Raw genomic sequence first — 20,768 nt, forward strand, 5'->3', positions numbered from 1 at the left:
TTAAATATTTTTCAAATTTACCATTATATTTTTGTTTATAATTTGTTTTTATGAAGATATTCTAATGATTTTTGACAGTATTATTTTAAAATTAAAGGGTATAATGTATTTGGTTTATTTCTCTATTTCCAAAATTCATTTGTTTATTTTTTTGCTCAAAGTTGCAAACTTTGCGCAGCGGGTTTATTGTGTTGTTTTTAAATTTATTGATTCCTTTTTATCATTGGTAAAAGTTGTAAACTTTGCGCAGCGGGATAAGCACCATCTTTTTCGTGAAATTTATATTTTCTGCTCATATTTTATTGTTATGGGTACGAGCGAGACGCTCGCACCAGCGGGGGAATGGGTATCGGAAAGGAAGAGGATTTTCATTTTCTTAAGTTGGTTTCAAAATTATAAAATATCTGGGTTTAATTATTTGAGTTTTGCTTTGTAAATTCATTATAGGAGATAAATTTTTTGGCATCTTCAGAAAAGAAAAATCCTTTTTCTGTGTCGACAATCATCCAGTGTGAACCCGAACCGATATTATGGATATGTCTTTCAAATGAGTAAATTTTCTTCCATTCTTTTGTCCTTTTATTGTACAATAATATTTCCTTAGTATTGGCCTGGTTAATTTTGATGATTTTGTTTTTAAATAAAACTACTTGTCCCATTTTTTTCTGTAAAATTAATATAGGATAAAGACAAATTAAGTCTTTTGGTAGAATGTACTGTTTTGTCTGATTGAACATTGTACTTTGTAAGAAATAAATGGAAGATTTTAAGATTGAAGTTTTTAGAGATGAAGAAATTTATTACAGAAAATTGGGTAAGTTACTATACCGTGGCTTTTTCATTGTTGAAAAAGATAAAAAATTTGTTATCACTGACGAATTTTTTAATGTTATAACAAAGGGTATGTTTGATGAAATAAAACCTCCTTTCAAATACCACTTTTGGGGTAAAATGAATGAACATTGGAAGCTTTATAATATTGAAAACCATACCGTTGGCCACTATGCTTTCAAAATTGCAGATACTTTTATTTTAGATTTTGCCAATGTAAGTATCGATGGCACTGCTTTTGGCTTCTGCTATCGCAAAGGAAATTTTGTGATTGAGCCCCAATACGGTGCAGGTGCTTATTTAGGAATGAACTATTTTTTAATTTCAAAAGGAAATGAGTTTGCAGTAATTGATAAAAATGAAAATTTTATTATTCCATTTTCGGGAGTTAATGCACTGACATTTTCAATAATTATTTCACAGGTTTTAAAAGCAGAAAGCCACTAAAAGAGTGGCTTAGACTGTAACTTGTCTTAAAAATTTTATTCCAATTTATTATTAATTTCCAGGAACATTTTTCTAGTTTCTTCGTTTAGATGAGGTTTAAGAATATTTGCTATTGTATCAAACAAATTGGTGTTGTTTGCTTCCCAGGCAAATTCATCTTCGTCTTTAAACATAAGTTCTTGATTTTGGTTAAAGGCCATTACATAGGTTGTGTTATTATGGAATTCATTGTCTATGAAATGAAAATCTGAAATGCTTCCGATTAAATCCTCTTTGATTTTTTCTTTTTGCTCAATGGTAATTCCTTCTTTCCAAATACTTAATCCCTTTTCATATTCATACACAAAGCAGATTCCCCAATTATCAGAAGGATAAATTCTGAAATCACCATAGTTTTGTTGATAAAATTTCCAACCTGAACTTTCTGAAAGAAATTTTAATTTTGCTTTAAAATTTTCTATCCAATTTATTTTCGTCTGCTGTTTTTTTGAAAGTATTTCTTTTAAATCGGTCCACGTTTGTTTGTTTGTAAAATGTTCTTCTAATCCGTTCATAATAGTTTCATGTTTAAAGTTAGTTGCTTCCCAATAATTAATATAATCTGTGATGAATAATGAAATTTTTTGTGAATGTTCGTCAAGATTTTTTAGGCATTCGTACAGCCAATCTCTAAATTCACTTCTAAAGAACCAATTGTCAATTTTAATTGGTACTTTTTTTTCAGGACATTCTTCGTAACCTTTTTCAGGCTTACATAAAGAATGCTCTTCAAAATATTTGTTTTCGTGGGGCGAAAGGTAAATGATTCTGTTGATAGTCTTATCTCGTGATTTTATACAGTCTCGATTGTGGAATAGATAAATAAGGTTATGCCAATACCTGTAAAGTTGATTACTTTGGTCTTCTGCCCAGTTTGATTTGTTTTCTATAATTATTGTTTTTCTTATTGGGTAGGTGGACTGTATTAGCACATCTGCATTTCCTTTTTCTGCATAAACTTTCCAGTGGTCATCTTCATAGTTTTTTAATTCTAACTTTTCCAGAAACAAATTGAGAAATAATTTACCCTGCCCATGTGGTGCATCAGGATTAAGTAAAAAAGCAATAATTCTGCTGTGTTTAGTTTCACCAAGTCCAAAAATATCGCTCATAAAGTCAAACACATTGAAGTCTTTAGCTTCAGTTTTCTGGTTTTCCTCATAACATTTAATGATTTCCTGATAGTGCTGTATAAGATGATCAATTTCCATGAAATAATTTTTGATAAATTTAGAAATATAATTTTTCTAATGATAATTAACTTCAAGTTCACCGTTAATATGCGTTTGTAATATGTTTCTTTAAGACACGTCGGTTTCACTTTTTAGTTTTTTGCTGAAAAAATCAAATATTTCCTTGATAAATGTTGAAGCCGGATTTACAGGTTCTGCATTTTTAATTTCGATTCGGTCAACAATATAATCTCTAAAAAATTGATTGCTTTTTGCATTAATGTTTACGCGGTATTGTGTTTCAAACTTCAAAATGTCGTTGAAAATTTGATGCCCCGCTGCGCAAAGTCTCCTGACTTTGTGCCAACTTACTCAGATTTACAATCCACAGCAAAAATTGTACTATTCGTTAAAAATCAGTTGGTATTTCTTAGACCTTATTAGTTTTGAGTAAAATTAATAAAAAAACAACCACCAAAAGTTAAGTGCTCAATGATTTTTATGGCAAAAGGTTAATTCTCCCAAAAAATTCTCTTACTCTTCTTCGAGTCTTGTTCGAGTCACCTTCGGAAAAACATCTTTTTTTCCGAAGAACACCAACACCTCTATCGAAGAAGTCTCGAAGAAAACCAAAAGCAGCACAGACAAAACTGGTCAAAAGTGGACAAAACAGGACACACAAAAATTGATTATTCCAAAAACACCTCGTATTTTAGCACACTGAAAATTGAGAGAATGACCGTAGAGAAATATATTCAGGAACGTTTAGCTATTCCTACTAAAAGCATAGAAAACACGCTTCAGTTGCTTGCTGAAGACTGCACTATTCCTTTCATTGCCCGTTACCGAAAAGACAAAACGGGTAATCTGGATGAAGTAGCCATCGAAAACATTTTTAAACTCAATAAAAGTTTTGATGAAATTGTAAAGCGTAAAGAAAGCATCTTAAAATCGATAGAAGAACAAAACGCTCTCACGCCAGAACTTCAAAATAAAATAGAGCAAAGTTTTGATTTACAAGAAATTGAAGACCTTTATCTTCCTTATAAAAAACGCAAGAAAACCAAAGCGGATACAGCCAGAGAAAAAGGTTTAGAACCTTTGGCAAAAATGATTATGTCTCAAAAAACGGATGATGTAGCATATCTCGCTTCCAAATATTTGAACAAAGATGTTGCCGATGAAGACGATGCGTTGCAAGGTGCAAGAGATATTATAGCTGAATGGCTCAATGAAAATCTCTACATCCGTAAAAATCTGAGAAGATTATTCCAAAGAAAAGCGGTGATTTCTACCAAAGTGGTGAAAGCAAAAAAAGACGAAGAAAACGCACAGAAATTCTCCCAATATTTTGATTGGCAAGAACCTTTGAACAGAACACCTTCTCACCGACTTCTCGCCATGTTAAGAGCAGAAAACGAAGGTTTTGTAAAGGTTTCGGTTTCAGTAGAAAAAGAAGAAGCCCTAGAAATCATGGAAAATGCCGTGATTAAAAGCCAAAACGAGTGCGCCCAACAAATAGCATTAGCAATTGCAGATTCCTACAAAAGATTGTTGGAACCTGCCATTTCTAACGAAACGTTGCAGGAAGCCAAAGAAAAAGCCGACCAAAAAGCGATTGACGTTTTTGCAGAAAATCTTCAACAGTTATTATTGGCTGCTCCACTCGGTGAAAAGCGAATTTTAGCGATTGACCCAGGTTACAGAACCGGTTGTAAAGTAGTTTGTTTAGATGAAAAAGGCGATATTTTGCACAACGAAACCATTTTTCCGCATGCTCCACAAAACGAAACGGGAATGGCGATGAAAAAGATAAAATCTCTCGTTAATTCTTGTAACATAGAAGCCATTTCAATAGGAAACGGAACGGCAAGTAGAGAAACGGAGCAATTCATCAAGAAAATTGGTTTTGACAGAGATTTGCAGGTTTTCGTGGTTTCTGAAGCAGGCGCTTCTGTGTATTCTGCGAGTAAAATTGCCAGAGAAGAATTCCCGAATTATGATGTGACGGTTCGTGGTGCAGTTTCTATTGGCAGAAGACTTTCTGATCCATTGGCAGAACTCGTAAAAATAGACCCAAAATCCATTGGAGTTGGGCAATATCAGCACGATGTTGACCAAACTAAACTCAAAGAAAAACTAGACAATACGGTAATTTCTTGTGTAAATTCTGTAGGAATTAACCTCAATACCGCAAGTAAATCTTTGTTGAGTTATGTTTCTGGAATTGGTGAAAAAATGGCGGAAAACATTGTGAATTATAGAGCAGAAAATGGTGCATTTACGTCCAGAAAAGATTTGAAAAAAGTACCAAGGTTAGGCGAAAAAGCATATCAACAAGCAGCAGCTTTCGTAAGGATTAAAAATGCTAAAAATCCGTTGGATAATTCGGCGGTGCATCCCGAAGCTTATAAAATTGTAGAACAAATGGCGAAAGATTTGGGTTTAAAAACCGAAGAATTGATTGCCAATAAAGAGAAAATTGACCAAATCAACCCAGAAAAATACATTACCCAAGATATTGGAATTTTAGGAATTAAAGACATTCTGAAAGAACTCTTAAAACCTGGACTAGACCCAAGAAAATCTGCCAAAGTTTTTGAATTTGATAGAAATGTAAAAACCATCAAAGATTTGCACATCGGAATGATTTTACCCGGAATTGTGAACAATATCACCGCTTTTGGTTGTTTTGTAGATGTTGGGATTAAAGAAAGTGGTTTGGTTCATATTTCTCAACTGAAAGATGGTTTTGTGTCTGATGTAAATGAAGTGGTGAAACTGCACCAACACGTTCAGGTGAAAGTGCTGGAGATAGATGAAGCGAGAAAGAGGATACAGTTGACGATGATTTTGTAAAGAGCCAATTAAAAAGTAAAAAGAGCCAAGTAGAAATGCACTTTTAGTGTTTTTTTAAAAAATATAAAAACACCCCGTCATTCCGATATTCGGAATGCCACCTCTTTGAAAGAGGGAAACTTTTTCTTTAAAACATTTAAGTAAAAATAAAAAAGCGACCTTTTGAGTCGCTTTACTTGTATTTTCGGTAAAAGTTTCAGAAATTAATTCTGATGTAAATAATTATAAATATCGTCTTTCAGATGAACTCTTTTCTTTCTTAAATCTGTAAGATGCTCATCAGTGGTGTGATTTTGTTCGCCTTCTTCGTAGTGAGAAATCAGCGCATTCACTTCTTCGTAGTTCACATACATTTTTAAGAATTTTTCATCTGAAGCTTTCAGCTCTGCGATTTTTTGAACATATTCTGGGAATTCGTGGGTTAATGTATGATTTTCCATATTGTTAAGATTAAATGGTTGAACATTTTTTTAATACATTAAAGTTACACAAAAAAAAGACAACTCTCCATATGAAAATTGTCAGTTTAAATTGCTAAAAAGTTCATTTTCAGGTTTTGGCTAAAGCCAACTATCTTACCAAAAATAAAAAAAACGGACTAAAGTCCGTTTCTATTGATTAAATAAATATTAAAAATCAGTTCTCTATTAGAAATTTTTCTAAAACGCAAAGTACAGTAATTCTGTATGTTAAAGATTAAAAAAGCAAAGTAAGTGAATCAATTCACTTTTTAGCGTTCGCTTCATCATTCCAATTCATTGGGAATCTTTGCTCACTAAAAAAAAATTTTTAAAATAAATCTTTGCGTTTTAAAATATAGATGACTGATTTTCTTTATTTTAAAAATTCAATGCACAAAAAGCATTAAAAAAGTGACCACAGAAGGATTCGAACCCTCACTGACGGAGCCGAAATCCGTAGTTCTATCCATTAAACTATGCGGCCTGTTTTATTTACGATTTAAAATTTAGATTTTAGATTGCAAAAATAATAGTTTCCCTTTAAAAAGCAATCCTTAAACCACCCAAAACTTGTGCTCCAAGAACTTTGTAACCTAAATAATGCTCGTATTTTTTGTTCAATAAGTTATTTCCCATTACAAAAACAGTGAAGTTTTTATTGATTTTATAATCAGCATTCAGGTTTACATCTAAGTAAGAAGGTAAAGATTCTTTGGTTTTTTCTTGAATTGAAAACTCAGGAAATGTAGTCACTACACTGAAAGAATTAGTAGACCTTTCTGACACAAAAACCCCTTTGAAACCGAGATTTAACTTTCTGTCCAATAATGAATATTTCGCACCAATTGTGGTTTGAACCACTGGTTTATAATACACCTCATTGAGATGGTCTAACTTAAATTGCATAAAGTGAAGTTCTGCATCTAAAACCAAATTCTGCAACGGGAAATATTGTACACTTCCTTTTACTTCGCTCAAGGTTCCGTCATCATAAATCGCTGAAAAAGTATTCGCAAAATTATAAGCAGAACGATTAAGCGTGTTTACATAGTCAAATAAATCATTCGCTTTGAAAAATTGCGCATTTCTAAGTTCGCTGAAACCCGCATTTACATCGTATTTAAAGGTTTGGTCTACATCTCCTTTTAAACCAAGATAGAAGTGATATTTGGTTTCTGTAGGTTTCAACACAACATCTGATACCAAAAACGGATTTTCTTGCAATAAACTCGAATAAGAATTCATTTTTACGCCACCATCTATTCCTGCATAGAATTTATACTGTTCTGTAGCTTCATACAACACTTCTGCAAAAGGAAACCATCGGAAATTATTGGTTTTCGCTTCTGGTGTGTTTTTATCCGCATTTTTCCCATTGATGAAAGAAAAGTCTGAACCAATCGCCAAATAAGAATTTCCTTTGTAGAAAGATACTTTCGGAGTCATGGCAAAAATCAAATATTGGGATTCGCTTTTGTTCAGCAATTCAAATTGGGATTTCTGTGTAGCAAGTTTCACGCCTAAATCAGCATTTATTTTTTCTTGATACAGAAATGGCAAATCATATTTCGAAAAGTTGATTTGAGCTTCACCAGAAGTTTCTTTCGCATCGAAATGGTCTGCTAAAATAGACGACTTAAATCTGATGTCATTAATCCAATTATTTTTGAAAAAATCATAATATCCATTGATTTTCAATTCATTATAACTTTGTTTTAAATCAACATCAGAAGCTGGTTGAAGTGCATAAATTCCGTAATAATTGTAATTATGATTGCCTAAATCTGCGGTAATATTGGCTTTTCCCTTTTCTGTATTCGAGGTAATGAACGCTGCCACATTAAAATCGCTTTGCTTAGAACTCCAATCGTATTCTTTTTCTAAACCGTTCGTCGTAATTCCGTGAACGTCTATTCCCACTTCCGTATTTTTGTCTAATTGATGAGAAATATTTCCGTCTGCCAGAAATTTAGAATAATTGCCATAACCTACCTGAAAATAGTTTCTCTGGCTGTCTGTATTGAATTTCGGGGAAATATCTTCTCCTTCAATCGTAGACGTTTTAAAATCTGAAACCATGGGAACATTTGTGATTTTATATTCCACAGGTTCCTGCTCTTTTTCTTTTGGCGGATAATTTTTCTCTGACTCTACAGAAGTTTTTTTCTTTTCGATTTTCTTCACTTCAGGTTCACGTTTTCTGTCGAGAATCAATCTTTCTTCTTTGATTTGAGCCAAAGAAAACTGCGAAATTCCTACTAAAACAAGAGTTACTATTTTTATGTTTTTGTTCATTTTTTTCGTGTTACGAGGTTCGTGTTACGTGTTACGAGAGTTTCGCTCCTACGGAGCTTTTTTAATATTACATTATGATTTCTACAAACCTTTTGCTCCTAAGGAGCAAAATTTTCACAAATTTCATCATCCTTTATCCTTTATCCTTTATCCAACAATTATCTAATCTGACTTTTTACTTCCCTTGCTTCTGAAACAATTTCTGGGAAATCTTGATAGTTTTCTATGATCTGATCACAAGTATAACTCGCCTGATAATTATCTTTCAAAGCCAAATAATTTCTTGCCATTAACACCAAAGCTTTTGCGCCCCAAAATTCTTCTGAAGCATAATTATTCGCTAATTTAAAAATAGTTTCGTTGGAAGATTTGAAAGCCTTTCCTTTATTTTGATAAAATGCTTTTGCGTATAAAGCTTCTGCAGCTACTTCTGTATTTGCAGATTTTTCTAACGCAGCATAAGCAGTTTGTGCGTCTTTATCTTTGCCTTGATTCATCAAACTTCTTGCTTTTATCACTTTCGCTTGTTCTAAAACCGCTGCTGAATTTTTGGAATATTTCAAGACTTCATTCGCATATTTTTCTGCTTGTGAAAAATTCTTTTCCTCTGCATAAATCTTCATCAATTCTATAATCGCGAAGTTTTTAATCGTCACATTCGATGAGTTGGCGAGATTTTCCAAATAAATTTTCGCTTCAGAAGAATTGTTTTCACTCAATAAAATTTGAGCAATTCTTACTTGAGCATCTTCCTGGTAATCATTTTGGGCATTGGCAATTTCCCCTAAAACCAATTTGGCTTTCGTAAAATTCTTGGTTTGATAATAACTTTCGCCCAATTCATATTGTGCTTGATAGAATTTTTCGCCCGTTGGATTTTGGGTTAAAAACTTCTCGTAATTCGGGATGGCTTTTGCGTATTCTTTCTTCGCAAACTGCGATTGAGCTAAAGAAAGATTGATTTCATCTAAATCCGTTTGAGTAATATTTACGCCCAAATTTTTTGCAAAATATTCGTAACCAGAAGCGTCTCCATTTTTCAGATATATCGGTTTAGCTGCGGCTACAATTTTTTCTGCATACGCCGTATTTTTATATTTATTCCCAAGTGTTTTCAGCTCTGCTAAAGCTTTTTCTGGTTGATTTAAGTCTTCGTAATTCTGTGCTCTGTAAATTTCAGCATTCGCAACCAAATCTTTATCAGCTCCAATTTTTATCACCTGTGAAAACGCATCGCTAGAATTTTGAAACTGATCAATCGAAGCATAAGAAGTTCCCAATTCATAATACGCATCATCTTGATATTCAGAGTTTTTATAATTGGAAATCAATTTCTTCAATTCAACGATTTTAGCTTCTGTATCACCTTTAAAACCTATTGCCATTGCTTTTTGGAACTGCGTGTAATCATTGGCGCCTTCTGTTTTATTGTAAATTGCAATCGCTTCATTCAGTTCATTTCCTGCGTAATACGTGTCTGCTAAACGCAATTCTGCATCAGATTTAAACTCTGGTTTGGGATTTTTAAGATATTCTTTGAAATATTCTTTAGCCTTTGAGAAATTTTTAGATTTGAAATAAGTATAACCCAAATCATAGCTCAATTGTTGCTTTTCTGGAAACTCCTCTACATTTCTGTCGAGTTTTTCAAAACCATAAATTGCAGTGGCGTAATCTCCTTTTTGATAATAGGTTTGCGCTAACCAATATTGCGCTCTTAAATTGAAGGTTTTATTCAGGTTATATTTTAAACTTTTCTTGAAATTATGTTCCGCAGCATCTAATTCACCTTTATTAAAGAGCTCTGTTCCATACAAAAACAAAACTTCTTGATAGATTTTTTCGGTTTGAGTATCTATTCCAGAGAGTTCTTCGATGGCTTTTATGGTACCTTTATAATCGCCAGAATACAAATAAGACTTCACCAAAAGCTGCTCTAATTCTTTAGAATAACCATATTTTTCTAGGTATGATTTAATGGCCAATTGTGGACTTTCGAATGGATTTCCGATGTCGTAACTCAATTTGGCATATTGTTCGTGCGCTAGTTTTGACACATTTTTATCGTAAGTCATGTCTTTTGCCGAACGAAACGCCGACAAAGCTTCTTGCTTCTTCCCTACTTCTAAATATGCATTTCCTAGCTGATAATACGCATTTTGTGAAAACGCAGAATTAGAATTCACCAACTGATTGTAATATGAAATCGCCTCGTCAAATTTTTGAAGATTTGCCGCTACAAATCCCATTTCATACAAATCACTTTCCGAAGGGTGTTGTTGGGTTTGCAAATACGCTTTTAAATGAGGATACGCTTCTGCATATTGCTTTTGCATGAAATAACTTTCGCCTATAATTTTGTGAACTTCTGCTTTATAAGCCGATGAAATATCTTCTTGGAGCAAATCATTTCCTTCTACAATGGCTTTTTCATAGTCCTTTTCGTTAAAATACAACTGTACATAATACGGTTTTACCAACTTGGCGTACTTTTCATTATTTTTGATTTCATCAAAAAACTGAAAAGCCTTATCGTTTTGTTGGTTCGCATAGTATAAATGTCCAAGCATATAAGCAATATCACCTTTATCTTCGGCATTTTTATACGCTTCTTCCAATGCATCAATCGCACCATTAGAATCGCCCGTCATGAATTTGGCATAACCCAATTTCAAGATATACTGTGTATTTTCTTCTTTATCGAGTTGATACTGATTAACTTTCTGTAAAGTTTCCAAAGCTTTAGGAAAATCCTTTTTAGCCAAATAATAATCTGCTAAAGGCAAATTCGCTTGAGCAAAAAGTGCAGATTTAGGATAATCTTTTATAAAAGCATCAAGACCATCTTCTGCATGATTTTGAGCTAAAATTACACCGATAACATTGCTGAAAAAACGGGCAGTTTCTTTCTTAGAATTTTCTAAATTTTGGTTAAAAAAATACTGTCTAGAAAATTCATATTGTGAAGCAGCGTAGATTTTATTTTGGTAAAGATTTTCGGCAAGGTTAAAACGATATTGTTCTTTGTCTGCGAAAAATTGTGATTGTTGAGCCATCGAAAGACCAGATAATGAAATGGCCGATAGCAATAAAATTTTATTTCTTTGATTCATTATTTTTGATGAATTAGAATTGTAATAATTAGAACGAAAATACAGAAAACTTATTGTAGAAGCAAGTTTTTTAAGGATTAAGAATCAAATTTTTTATCTAAAAAGAGAGATAAAAAAGACAAATAAATCTACATTTTTCAGATTTTTAATTACATTTGTTACTTTGTAATTTTAAAAATCAAGAATGAATCAACTTTTCAGAAGAAAACATTACACTGGAAAAGAGCATAAATCTGAACTGATTAGAGCTCTCGGTACTTGGGACATTGTATTTTTTGGTTTAGCTGCCATCATTGGAGCTGGGAGTTTCAGTAGTTTAGGCGAGGCTATTTTCCGAGGCGGACCTGGTGTAATTTCCCTCTATATTATTTGTGCTATTGCATGTGCTTTTACTGCGATGTCTTATGCGGAATTCGCCAGTAGAATTCCTACTGCAGGAAGTGCATATACTTATGCTTATGCCAGTTTCGGCGAGTTAATCGCTTGGATTATTGGTTGGGCGCTCATTATGGAATATTCCTTTGGAAATATTTATGTGGCTTTTTCTTGGAGCGATTATTTTACGTCTTTTGTAGAAAGATTAGGTTTCGGAATTCCAGATTATTTGACAACCAGTTATACGGAAGCCAAAAAAGCTTTTATGGCAGGTTCACAAAACCAAGAATTGGTAAACGCATGGAAATCTGCTCCCATCATTGCTGGAATTAAATTTATCGTAGATATTCCTGCTCTGATTATCAATGCTTTAATCACTTGGTTGGTTTATATCGGGATTAAAGAAAGTAGAAATTTCAATAACTTATTGGTAATCTTAAAGTTAGCGGTAATATTTTTGATTATTGCTGTAGGGATTTTTTACATTAATTCTGAAAATTGGGTTCCTACGAACAATGAAGGTGTGAAATCTTTTATGCCCAATGGTTTTACAGGAGTAATGAGTGCTGTAGCTGGTGTTTTCTTTGCTTACATTGGTTTTGATGCATTGAGCGTACTTTCTGAAGAAACCAAAAATCCTGAAAAAACTTTACCAAAAGGAATGATTATTTCTTTGGTTTTGAGTACCGCAATCTATATTGTACTCACTTTAGTTTTAACAGGAATTGTAGATTATAGAAAATTTGAAGGAATCGGCGATCCATTATCTTTTATTTTCGCTCCTCAAAATGCCAATATTCCTTGGATGGAATTTGTGGTTTCTGTAACCGCTATTGTTGCGATTACTACGGTTTTATTGGTTTTCCAAATGGGACAGCCAAGAATTTGGATGAGTATGAGTAGAGATGGATTAATGCCGAAAAAATTTGCAGAAATTCACCCGAAATATAAAACACCAAGTTTTGCTACTATTATTACAGGAGTTGCTGTTGGTTTACCAATTTTATTTACTGACAAAACCTTTATTTTAGATTTTACCAGTATCGGAACTATTTTCGCATTTGTATTGGTGAATGGAGGAATTTTATTGATGCCACAAAAGGAAAAACTAAAAGGCAGATTTCATTTGCCTTACATCAATGCTAAATACATATTCCCTATATTATTTATCGGTGGATTAGTAGCTTTCTATTTTTGGCAGCCAGAGTTTTTCCATAATTTATGGAACATTACAGATGAACATGAAGGTGAATTCAGGCTTTCTATCATCATTTTCTTGATTATTAATTTAGCTTTAGTAGTATTGGCTTATCTCAAAAACCTTTCTCTAATACCATTATTAGGATTAACTTCTTGTCTGTATTTATTAACAGGAATGACACATAATAACTGGTTTTGGTTCGGATTATGGTTTATCATAGGATTAGGAATTTATTTCGTCTACGGAAAGAAAAATAGTAAGTTGAATCCTGAGAATATAGAATAAAAAAGCGGCTCAAAAATTTGAGCCGCTTTTTTTCGAATAAGATTTTATAGTTTTTCTAATTGGCCAACTTTTTTCCAATTAGCATCTTTTTCTAATGATACAGCGATGTATACTTCACCACCTTTGCTTTTATTAAAAGCTGTTCCCTGCTCTAATTGTGCATTAACTTCACTTGGTGATAATTGATAGATTGCTCCAGTAATTGGGTCAATAATAACTCCGATTAATCCACCGAAAATAATATTTCCAAGATACCAAGCATTGAACTTTCTTGTTAATTTGGTTTCGTAAGGTTTAAAGCCTTCTAATTTAATTACAACATTGTGATCTTTATTTCTCTCTAATTTAGTTTGAAAAGGTGTTTTTCCTACTTCTACTTCATTAATAAAAATAGACGCATTAGCAGGAGTAGAATTAAAGCTCACTTTTTGAGTAGTTCCTGATACAATTGTTGCACAGCTTGTCATCATCAAAGCAGAAGCCATTGATAAAGCAAGAATGGTTTTTTTCATAGGTTTTTGATTTAAAAATTTATTATTTAGTTTTGTTGAAGACTGATTTGTGGAAGTTGAGAAACATCTCCATCATATTTATAAAAAGAGATATTCATTCTATAGCATGATGAAACAATAGAAGGTTCAGTTACCTGATTTATTTTTACAATATTCGCTCCTATCTCTCTGGCTCTTTTTCTCGCTTTGGAAAGATTAGAATAGTAATCACAGTCGGTAGAAAAACCACTATCTCCAAAGGAAATAAATCCTAATTTCTCTACATTTGCAGGAACATTATGTTTTACTTCTAAAATAGCAATTTTAGCATCTATTGGTAAGTAAGAATAGTTTTTTGAAATGCTTTCATTGATAACCGCACCACAAGAACTAAGAAATAATGAAAATAAAAAAGATAAAAAATAGAGTTTCCTCATGAATATTAGTTTTTTCAAAGATAAAAATATCTCTTTATTATGCAAAAAACCTTCAAATGATTTTTGAAGGCTTTTATATAATTAGCTGATTTCCAGTAAATAAAATTAATGATTATGTTGTTTTGGTGGAGGTGGCATTTTACCTTGATCTGCTTGTTCTAATTTATTAGCCGCAGTCATGGCTACCATCATATCATTAAGCATATTGCTTGCAGCAGTAGGAGAATTAGGCAATAGAACCAAGTTACTTCTATTGTTTGCACCTACAGAATGAAGCGTATCATAATGCTGTGTCACTACTATTAATGCAGATGCTTCTTGAGAACCGATATTCACGTTATTCAGCATTCTTACTGATTCCTCCAAACCTTTTGCGATTTCTCTACGCTGATCTGCAATACCTTGACCTTGTAATTTTTTAGATTCAGCTTCTGCTTTTGCTACGGCTACAATTCTGATTCTTTGCGCTTCAGATTCATATTCTGCAGCTGTTTTTTCACGTTCAGCAGCATTAATTCTGTTCATGGCGTGTTTCACTTGTTCATCTGGGTCAATATCTGTCACCAATGCTTTAATAATGTCATAACCATAAGATTGCATCGCTTCTTGCAACTCACCTTTTACCGCAATTGCAATGTCATCTTTTTTCACGAAAACATCGTCTAATTTCAGTTTAGGAACTTCCGCTCTAACTACGTCAAAAACATAAGATGTAATTTGATCTTGAGGATTTTCTAAACGATAATACGCATCACCAACTTGATTTCTAATCACTTGATACTGCACCGAAACTTTCATTTTAAGGAAAACATTATCCAAAGTTTTGGTGTCAATCATTACATCTAACTGCTGAATTCTTAGATTCATTCTTTTTGCAATTTGATCTACAAAAGGAATTTTAAGATGAAGACCAGATTGTCTTACCGATTGAAATTTACCAAAACGCTCTACAATTGCCGCTGTTTCTTGTTTTACAGTGAAAAAAGAAGCGAATAAAATAACGAGTCCCAAAAAGACTAAAACGCCTAATACTTCCATAGTTTATTGTTTTTAAAAATTTTCTAATAAGTCTTGAAATGTTCTTTAAAGTTACGAAATTTTTCTAAACTCGTGAATTTGCAAAGTTGTGAAGTTGTGAAGTCGTTAAAATACTGATGTGTAAACTTTGAGAATTCATTACTCTTTAATTGCTGTAATCTTCTTTATTTTCAATAATCAAATTTACGACTCAACGATTCATCAACTTTACATGAAAATTACATCGTCATTCCAATATCTATTCCTTTGATTTTTCGATACAAATCTGTTGCGAAATTATCCGTCATTCCAGAAACGAAATCCAGGACTCCGAGAACTTTCTCATAAACTGTTCCATCTTCATAGATAAATTGTGAAGGAATCAATTGTAATGCTTTTTTCTCAAAACCTTTTCGCTCAGATTTTTCTTTGATAATTGGCGGAATAAAATGGTTCAAAAGCTCATACATCACGTTATAACCAGCGTTTTCTATTTCTACCACACTTCTGTGACCATATATTTTTTCGATAGAAAAACGTTCCACTTCTTGAAAAGATTCACTCTCAGATTTAAAAATATCTAGCAAAGCTTTATTCAACGTTCCGTCTAGAATTTCAGAGAAATGCTGTTGATATAATTCTGTAGATTTATTGATGAGTGCATTAATCACTTTGGCTCTCAAATAAGAAATTCTCTCGTTTTTATTCGAAAATAAAAGCAATTTCTCTGCACTTCTTTTTGCATCTTTTTCGTTGACAGACTGTATCAAATCCATGAAAAGGTTTTCGCAGTCAGCAGTAGAAATAATTCCCAATCTGTGCGCATCTTCCATGTCGATAATGTTATAACAAATATCGTCTGCTGCTTCTACCAACCAAACGAAAGGATGACGTTTAAAAATCGTAGGTTCTTCGCTTTCCACCATCATTTTGGTAGCATTCGCAATATTCAGAAAAGTCTGTTTTTCACTTTGGAAAAACCCAAATTTCTTGCGATTAACGTGACCTTTTTTCTTGGCAATCGCTTCGCAAGGATATTTGGCAATACTTGCCAAAGTTGTATAAGTAAGCTGAGTTCCGCCTTCGTCTTTACCCGTTTGTTTGTGCGTAAGAATTCTGATGGCATTGGCATTTCCTTCGAAATTCACCAAATCTGCCCATTCTTTTTCTGTGAATTTCGGCTTTAATTCTGATTCATTCTTTTCAAAAAAACTAGCAATTGCATCTTCACCAGAATGTCCGAATGCAGGATTACCAATGTCATGACAAAGACAAGCCGCTGCAATCACATTATTGAGATTATAGAGATAGAAATTTTTAGAATCTTCGGTCAGTTCGTTTTCAAAATTTTGAAAGATAAATTCGCCAGCAAGACTCCCCAAACTTCTTCCCACAGAAGAAACTTCTAGCGAATGCGTGAGACGATTGTGCACGAAAACACTTCCTGGAAGCGGGAAAACCTGAGTTTTATTTTGTAATCTTCTGAATGCCGAAGAAAAGATAATTCGGTCAAAATCTCTCTGGAAATCTGTACGTGAAACAATGTTTTGAACGTGATTTCCGGTTCTCTGATTGGTAAAAATTGTGTTTAGAATCATAATATAATTCAAAAATAAGTCTTAAATTTAAGATCTAAAAATTTAGCTATGAAATTTTTAAATTTTTTATTCTTGGCAGCGCTTATTTCTTGCGACAAAAAACCAGAAACTTTCAATCAGAAATCTATTGAAGAAAATTGTTTCCAAATTGTAAAAGTGGGTAAAGAAACTCCCAAAAAGCAATATGTAGAACCATCAAAAGAAGATATTTTACAGAATTTCCCGAAACATATTCATTTTGTAACCAATGAACACAAAAACAGCTTTGAAAATGTTCTAAAACACAATGAAATTGAAATAAAAAAACAACAAGAGTATTTAAAAACCAATGAATATAAAATCTATTTCAAAAAGTTTTATGAAGAACTTCCTGAATTTGAATATTTAGCAAGAAATAGAGAATTTGCACTCGCCAAAAACAAATACGGACTTTGGCTCATCGAAAAATCTGGAAATCAAAAAGCGAAACCTTATTTTCTTGGACTTACCCAAAATGCTTTTGTGAATTATGATTTTAATGCACCCAATTTCACATTTTTAAGTGAGAATGCTGTTCATTTAAGCGGAAGCATCGTAAAAGTTACTCGACTTTCGTCTTTTCCTATTTTGCCAAAATATGAAGTGATAAAAGATAATGTAGAATTTTCTATTCCACTTGCTGAAATTAAAAAAGATAGTGACCAAGATGGTTACAATGATTTGTTTGAACAATTTATTGGTTTAAATCCAACCCAAAAAGATAGTGATGATGATGGACTCAATGATTTCGAGGATGCTAATCCTCGATACGCATCTGTTTCTTCTAAATTCTCTGCAATGTACGAAGCCATCGTAGATGAAACTTTGCCAAAAACGCATTACAGTTTTACAGAAGTCTTGACCGACTGTGATTACTTCAATCAAATCAATCCCAAAAATGGAAAATTTCTTTTTTATAACACCGAAGAGCAAATTCCTATTAAAGAAGATGTTTTAGACCATTTTTTCAGTGTAAAATACAGCAAAATTTCTGAAAACAAATTCTATCCTAATACTTATGATATAGATTATGCTGATCAAAAAGGTTCAGGAAACATAAGCGCAGAATTTATCAATGGAAAATGGAAAATTTCTAAAAAAATCAATCTCTATTTTGGTGTTTAAGCACCGAAAAAACTTCATAAAACTTAATCAAAATGAGTACTTTCAGAAGTGATTTATCTGGGAAAGAATTTCCCGAAAACGAAAGGGTTTCCGCAAAAAATCTCAGACAATCCTTGTTTCATTTTATCAATAAAACGCATCCAAATTTTTCTAAAAATTGTTTTTGAGCATTGAAGAAATGAATGATTATCGAGAAAAATATATCTCTGAATTTCTCAACAAAAAATTAGGAAACCTAACCGAAGTAGAAAAACAAGTCATTCAATCTGTTTCTAAAAACACCATGATTTCTACAGAAGTGGAAGAAGATGAACAAGAAATTACTTTTGTTCAAAAATTAGCAGATAAAGTAGCCGAATTCGGTGGAAGTTGGGGTTTCATCATCTTTTTCATGACCTTTTTATTTGCTTGGATTTTTCTCAATGTTTTTTGGCTTTCTCATCATGGTTTTGACCCTTATCCTTTCATTTTATTGAACTTAATTTTATCTTGTATTGCGGCAATTCAGGCTCCAGTGATTATGATGAGCCAAAACCGACAAGAAGAGAAAGATAGGGAACGTTCCAAAAAAGATTACAAAATCAATCTAAAAAGCGAATTAGAAATCAGAGAATTACACGAAAAAATAGACCATTTAATCATTCATTATCAACAAGATTTGCTCGAAATTCAGAAAACTCAAATAGACCTTTTAGAAAATATTTTACATAATGTGAAGAAAGAGTAAAATAAAATTTCTGAAAATGTTTTTAAGCTAAAGCTTTACTTCAATGAGTAAGAATTCTGTTAAAAAAATTAAAAAATTTAGTGTATATTTGTTTCTGAACCACTATAAATAAAGCTAATGAGTCAAAATTTAGATCAAAAAGATTTACAAATATTAGATTTGCTTCAAAGAAATTCTAACTATTCGGTAAAAGAAATCGGAGAGAAAATTGGCTTATCTTTTACCCCAACTTACGACAGAATTAAGTATTTAGAAAAAAATGGTTTTATAGAAAAATATGCTGCTATTCTCAATCGTAAGAAAATAGGCATCGATTTAGTGGCTTATTGTAACGTGACGATTAGAAATCAATCTAAGCAATCACTAGATGAATTTGAGCAAGAAATTAAACAGTATGATGAAGTGCAAGAAGTCCTCAGTTTGTCTGGAACTTATGACTATATGCTGAAAATTGCTACCAATAACATTGACACCTATAACAATTTCATTACCAACGTATTAGCTAATACTCCAAATATTTACCAATATCACAGCAGTATTGTTCTGAACGAAATCAAAAGAGAAAACACCTATAAACTCTTAGAAAAAGAACATCAACTGGATATGGAAAATGAGAAAAATTCGTCTAAAAAAAATAAGCTTTAAACCATTCAGTTTAAAGCTTTTTTTAAATTCAATTATACCACACATCCTATTTAAATTTCTCAAAAACTTTTGAGAATTCTTCTTTAATTTCTTCGTTGCAAAGATTTCCGATGCTTCCTTCGTGCGTATGATTTAAATTTTTATGAGGTTCAAAATTTTGATTTTCAATACTTTGACCAACCTGCACATAAGCATCACGGAATGAAACTCCATTTAAAACCAAATCATTTACATTCTCCACACTGAAAAGGTATTGATACTTTTCGTCTTCCAAAATATTATCTTTTACCTGAATGTGATTCAAGGTATATTCTGTGATGTAAAGGCAGTCTTTGATGGTATTAATTGCAGGAAAAAGCACTTCTTTGGTCAGTTGCAGTTCTCGGTGATAACCAGAAGGTAAATTATTGGTGAGCAAAGTTAATTCCGTAGGAATACCTTGCAAAATATTACATTTACCACGAATGAGTTCAAAAATATCTGGATTTTTTTTGTGTGGCATTATGCTACTTCCTGTAGTAAAAGTATCTGGAAAGGTGATAAATCCGAAATTTTGATTCATATATAAACAAACATCATACGCTAATTTGCTCAAAGTATGTGAAATAGCAGCAATAGCAGTTGCCAAAGTTTTTTCAGATTTTCCGCGCGTCATTTGTGCATAAACTACATTGTAATTTAAGGTTTCAAATTCTAATAATTCTGTAGTTAAAGTACGATTGATCGGAAACGAAGAACCATAACCAGCGCCCGAACCTAAAGGATTTTTATTGGTGATTTTATACGCTGCCAAAAGCATTTCTAAATCGTCTATCAAAGCTTCTGCATACGCTCCAAACCACAATCCAAAAGAGGAAGGCATCGCAATTTGAAAATGAGTATAACCTGGGATAAGTTTATTTTGATGTTCATTGCTCAATTTCTGTAAAGTTTGAAAAAGATTTTTTACCAAATCTTTAATTTCTAGAATTTCATTTTTGAGGAAAAGTTTGATATCCACCAAAACTTGATCATTTCTAGAACGTGCCGAGTGAATTTTCTTGCCAATATCACCCAATTTCTTTGTCAATTGAAATTCTATCTGAGAGTGAACATCTTCTATTCCTTCTTCGATGATGAACTTTCCTTCTTCTATTTGAAGTGCAATATGATCTAATTCTTTTAAAATTTTTGGCAATTCAGATTCTTCAATCAAACCAATAGTTGAAAGCATTTTAACGTGTGCTTTATTGCCCAAAACATCATATTTTGCGAGTTGTAAATCAAATTCTGCATCTCTGCCAATGGTAAATTTTTCTACCAAAGCAGCATGCTGATTTTCGGATAAATTATTTTTTTGCCAAAGTTTTTTGCTCATTTTTGTATTTTTTAAACGCAAAGACAAGGTATTAAACTAATTATTGATGATATTATACCAAATCTTTTTTATTAAATCGTCCCATTCTGGACTCAAAAAATGTTAAAATTTAATTTTTACCATTAAATCTATATTAAGATATTAAGAAAATTAAGTTTTTGCCTTTGGCAAATTAATGAATTAAAGATAATATATCTTTAAATATTCTTCTTAATGAATTTAATTTCTTAATGAAAAACTTAATGTTTTTATAATTAAATATAATTTTATAACTA

At 32.4% G+C, this 20,768-nt stretch carries 16 protein-coding genes and 1 tRNA gene; 6 read left to right on the forward strand and 11 right to left on the reverse strand.

Going from position 1 to position 20,768, the window contains the following annotated elements; all coding sequences use genetic code 11:
* Positions 1-410 precede the first annotated feature (410 nt).
* Positions 411-659: a hypothetical protein gene (locus KKQ76_RS05495; RefSeq protein ID WP_213196177.1), complete on the reverse strand. Its 249-nt coding sequence runs from the start codon at positions 657-659 to the stop codon at positions 411-413.
* Positions 660-756: 97 nt separating this feature from the next.
* Here KKQ76_RS05495 and KKQ76_RS05500 point away from each other — a divergent pair, with 97 nt between their 5' ends.
* Complete coding sequence (locus KKQ76_RS05500) at positions 757-1,278, forward strand: hypothetical protein (protein WP_213196178.1); 522 nt, start codon at positions 757-759, stop codon at positions 1,276-1,278.
* A gap of 35 nt (positions 1,279-1,313) precedes the next feature.
* On the opposite strand, the gene KKQ76_RS05505 is transcribed toward KKQ76_RS05500, so the two are convergent.
* Entirely contained in the window at positions 1,314-2,528 is a 1,215-nt protein-coding gene (locus tag KKQ76_RS05505; RefSeq protein ID WP_213196179.1) for a PD-(D/E)XK nuclease family protein, read from the reverse strand.
* A 696-nt stretch (positions 2,529-3,224) separates the two neighbouring features.
* Between KKQ76_RS05505 and KKQ76_RS05510 the strand changes: the two genes are divergently transcribed.
* Positions 3,225-5,348: a Tex family protein gene (locus KKQ76_RS05510; RefSeq protein ID WP_213196180.1), complete on the forward strand. Its 2,124-nt coding sequence runs from the start codon at positions 3,225-3,227 to the stop codon at positions 5,346-5,348.
* 203 nt (positions 5,349-5,551) lie between these two features.
* Here the strand turns inward: KKQ76_RS05510 and KKQ76_RS05515 are convergent, their stop codons facing one another.
* The 4 genes from KKQ76_RS05515 to KKQ76_RS05530 all read right to left on the reverse strand — a co-directional run bounded on the left by KKQ76_RS05515 (position 5,552) and on the right by KKQ76_RS05530 (position 11,217).
* Positions 5,552-5,788: a YdcH family protein gene (locus KKQ76_RS05515; protein WP_069798662.1), complete on the reverse strand. Its 237-nt coding sequence runs from the start codon at positions 5,786-5,788 to the stop codon at positions 5,552-5,554.
* A gap of 433 nt (positions 5,789-6,221) precedes the next feature.
* Positions 6,222-6,293, reverse strand: a tRNA-Arg gene (locus tag KKQ76_RS05520).
* A gap of 56 nt (positions 6,294-6,349) precedes the next feature.
* Positions 6,350-8,104, reverse strand: a complete 1,755-nt coding sequence (locus KKQ76_RS05525; protein ID WP_213196181.1) for a TonB-dependent receptor — start codon at positions 8,102-8,104, stop codon at positions 6,350-6,352.
* Between the two features lie 158 nt (positions 8,105-8,262).
* Positions 8,263-11,217, reverse strand: coding sequence for a tetratricopeptide repeat protein (locus KKQ76_RS05530; RefSeq protein WP_213196182.1), 2,955 nt, complete (start codon positions 11,215-11,217; stop codon positions 8,263-8,265).
* Between the two features lie 184 nt (positions 11,218-11,401).
* Between KKQ76_RS05530 and KKQ76_RS05535 the strand changes: the two genes are divergently transcribed.
* Positions 11,402-13,078 (forward strand): APC family permease, encoded by a 1,677-nt coding sequence (locus KKQ76_RS05535; RefSeq protein ID WP_213196183.1) that lies wholly within the window; start codon positions 11,402-11,404, stop codon positions 13,076-13,078.
* A 44-nt stretch (positions 13,079-13,122) separates the two neighbouring features.
* Here the strand turns inward: KKQ76_RS05535 and KKQ76_RS05540 are convergent, their stop codons facing one another.
* The 4 genes from KKQ76_RS05540 to dgt all read right to left on the reverse strand — a co-directional run bounded on the left by KKQ76_RS05540 (position 13,123) and on the right by dgt (position 16,621).
* Positions 13,123-13,590, reverse strand: a complete 468-nt coding sequence (locus KKQ76_RS05540; RefSeq protein WP_104792631.1) for a PEGA domain-containing protein — start codon at positions 13,588-13,590, stop codon at positions 13,123-13,125.
* Between the two features lie 26 nt (positions 13,591-13,616).
* Complete coding sequence (locus KKQ76_RS05545; RefSeq protein ID WP_213196184.1) at positions 13,617-14,006, reverse strand: hypothetical protein; 390 nt, start codon at positions 14,004-14,006, stop codon at positions 13,617-13,619.
* A 105-nt stretch (positions 14,007-14,111) separates the two neighbouring features.
* Positions 14,112-15,044 (reverse strand): SPFH domain-containing protein, encoded by a 933-nt coding sequence (locus KKQ76_RS05550; RefSeq protein WP_104792629.1) that lies wholly within the window; start codon positions 15,042-15,044, stop codon positions 14,112-14,114.
* A gap of 218 nt (positions 15,045-15,262) precedes the next feature.
* Entirely contained in the window at positions 15,263-16,621 is a 1,359-nt protein-coding gene (gene dgt, locus KKQ76_RS05555) for a dGTP triphosphohydrolase (RefSeq protein WP_213196185.1), read from the reverse strand.
* Between the two features lie 48 nt (positions 16,622-16,669).
* Between dgt and KKQ76_RS05560 the strand changes: the two genes are divergently transcribed.
* The 3 genes from KKQ76_RS05560 to KKQ76_RS05570 all read left to right on the forward strand — a co-directional run bounded on the left by KKQ76_RS05560 (position 16,670) and on the right by KKQ76_RS05570 (position 19,136).
* On the forward strand, positions 16,670-17,764 hold the full coding sequence (locus KKQ76_RS05560) for a hypothetical protein (protein ID WP_213196186.1): 1,095 nt from the start codon (positions 16,670-16,672) through the stop codon (positions 17,762-17,764).
* A 163-nt stretch (positions 17,765-17,927) separates the two neighbouring features.
* The gene (locus KKQ76_RS05565) at positions 17,928-18,491 is read left to right on the forward strand and encodes a DUF1003 domain-containing protein (protein WP_317194557.1); all 564 of its coding nucleotides are present in this window, start codon (positions 17,928-17,930) and stop codon (positions 18,489-18,491) included.
* Between the two features lie 117 nt (positions 18,492-18,608).
* Positions 18,609-19,136 carry an Lrp/AsnC family transcriptional regulator gene (locus KKQ76_RS05570; RefSeq protein ID WP_213196187.1) on the forward strand — a complete coding sequence of 176 codons (528 nt, stop codon included), beginning with the start codon at positions 18,609-18,611 and terminating at the stop codon, positions 19,134-19,136.
* A gap of 46 nt (positions 19,137-19,182) precedes the next feature.
* Here the strand turns inward: KKQ76_RS05570 and argH are convergent, their stop codons facing one another.
* Positions 19,183-20,493, reverse strand: coding sequence for an argininosuccinate lyase (argH, locus tag KKQ76_RS05575; protein ID WP_213196188.1), 1,311 nt, complete (start codon positions 20,491-20,493; stop codon positions 19,183-19,185).
* Positions 20,494-20,768: the final 275 nt, after the last annotated feature.

The sequence above is a fragment of the Cloacibacterium caeni genome, from assembly GCF_907163105.1.
In the GTDB taxonomy this organism is placed as follows: Bacteria; Bacteroidota; Bacteroidia; order Flavobacteriales; family Weeksellaceae; genus Cloacibacterium; species Cloacibacterium caeni_A.

Bases quoted from the DNA above. Each gene is read 5' to 3' on its own strand.
- KKQ76_RS05505 (WP_213196179.1), bottom strand. From the start codon at position 2,528: ATGGAAATTGATCATCTTATACAGCACTATCAGGAAATCATTAAATGT.
- dgt (WP_213196185.1), bottom strand. From the start codon at position 16,621: ATGATTCTAAACACAATTTTTACCAATCAGAGAACCGGAAATCACGTT.
- KKQ76_RS05570 (WP_213196187.1), top strand. From the start codon at position 18,609: ATGAGTCAAAATTTAGATCAAAAAGATTTACAAATATTAGATTTGCTT.
- KKQ76_RS05500 (WP_213196178.1), top strand. From the start codon at position 757: ATGGAAGATTTTAAGATTGAAGTTTTTAGAGATGAAGAAATTTATTAC.
- KKQ76_RS05560 (WP_213196186.1), top strand. From the start codon at position 16,670: ATGAAATTTTTAAATTTTTTATTCTTGGCAGCGCTTATTTCTTGCGAC.
- KKQ76_RS05545 (WP_213196184.1), bottom strand. From the start codon at position 14,006: ATGAGGAAACTCTATTTTTTATCTTTTTTATTTTCATTATTTCTTAGT.
- argH (WP_213196188.1), bottom strand. From the start codon at position 20,493: ATGAGCAAAAAACTTTGGCAAAAAAATAATTTATCCGAAAATCAGCAT.
- KKQ76_RS05525 (WP_213196181.1), bottom strand. From the start codon at position 8,104: ATGAACAAAAACATAAAAATAGTAACTCTTGTTTTAGTAGGAATTTCG.
- KKQ76_RS05530 (WP_213196182.1), bottom strand. From the start codon at position 11,217: ATGAATCAAAGAAATAAAATTTTATTGCTATCGGCCATTTCATTATCT.
- KKQ76_RS05515 (WP_069798662.1), bottom strand. From the start codon at position 5,788: ATGGAAAATCATACATTAACCCACGAATTCCCAGAATATGTTCAAAAA.
- KKQ76_RS05550 (WP_104792629.1), bottom strand. From the start codon at position 15,044: ATGGAAGTATTAGGCGTTTTAGTCTTTTTGGGACTCGTTATTTTATTC.
- KKQ76_RS05510 (WP_213196180.1), top strand. From the start codon at position 3,225: ATGACCGTAGAGAAATATATTCAGGAACGTTTAGCTATTCCTACTAAA.
- KKQ76_RS05535 (WP_213196183.1), top strand. From the start codon at position 11,402: ATGAATCAACTTTTCAGAAGAAAACATTACACTGGAAAAGAGCATAAA.
- KKQ76_RS05540 (WP_104792631.1), bottom strand. From the start codon at position 13,590: ATGAAAAAAACCATTCTTGCTTTATCAATGGCTTCTGCTTTGATGATG.
- KKQ76_RS05495 (WP_213196177.1), bottom strand. From the start codon at position 659: ATGGGACAAGTAGTTTTATTTAAAAACAAAATCATCAAAATTAACCAG.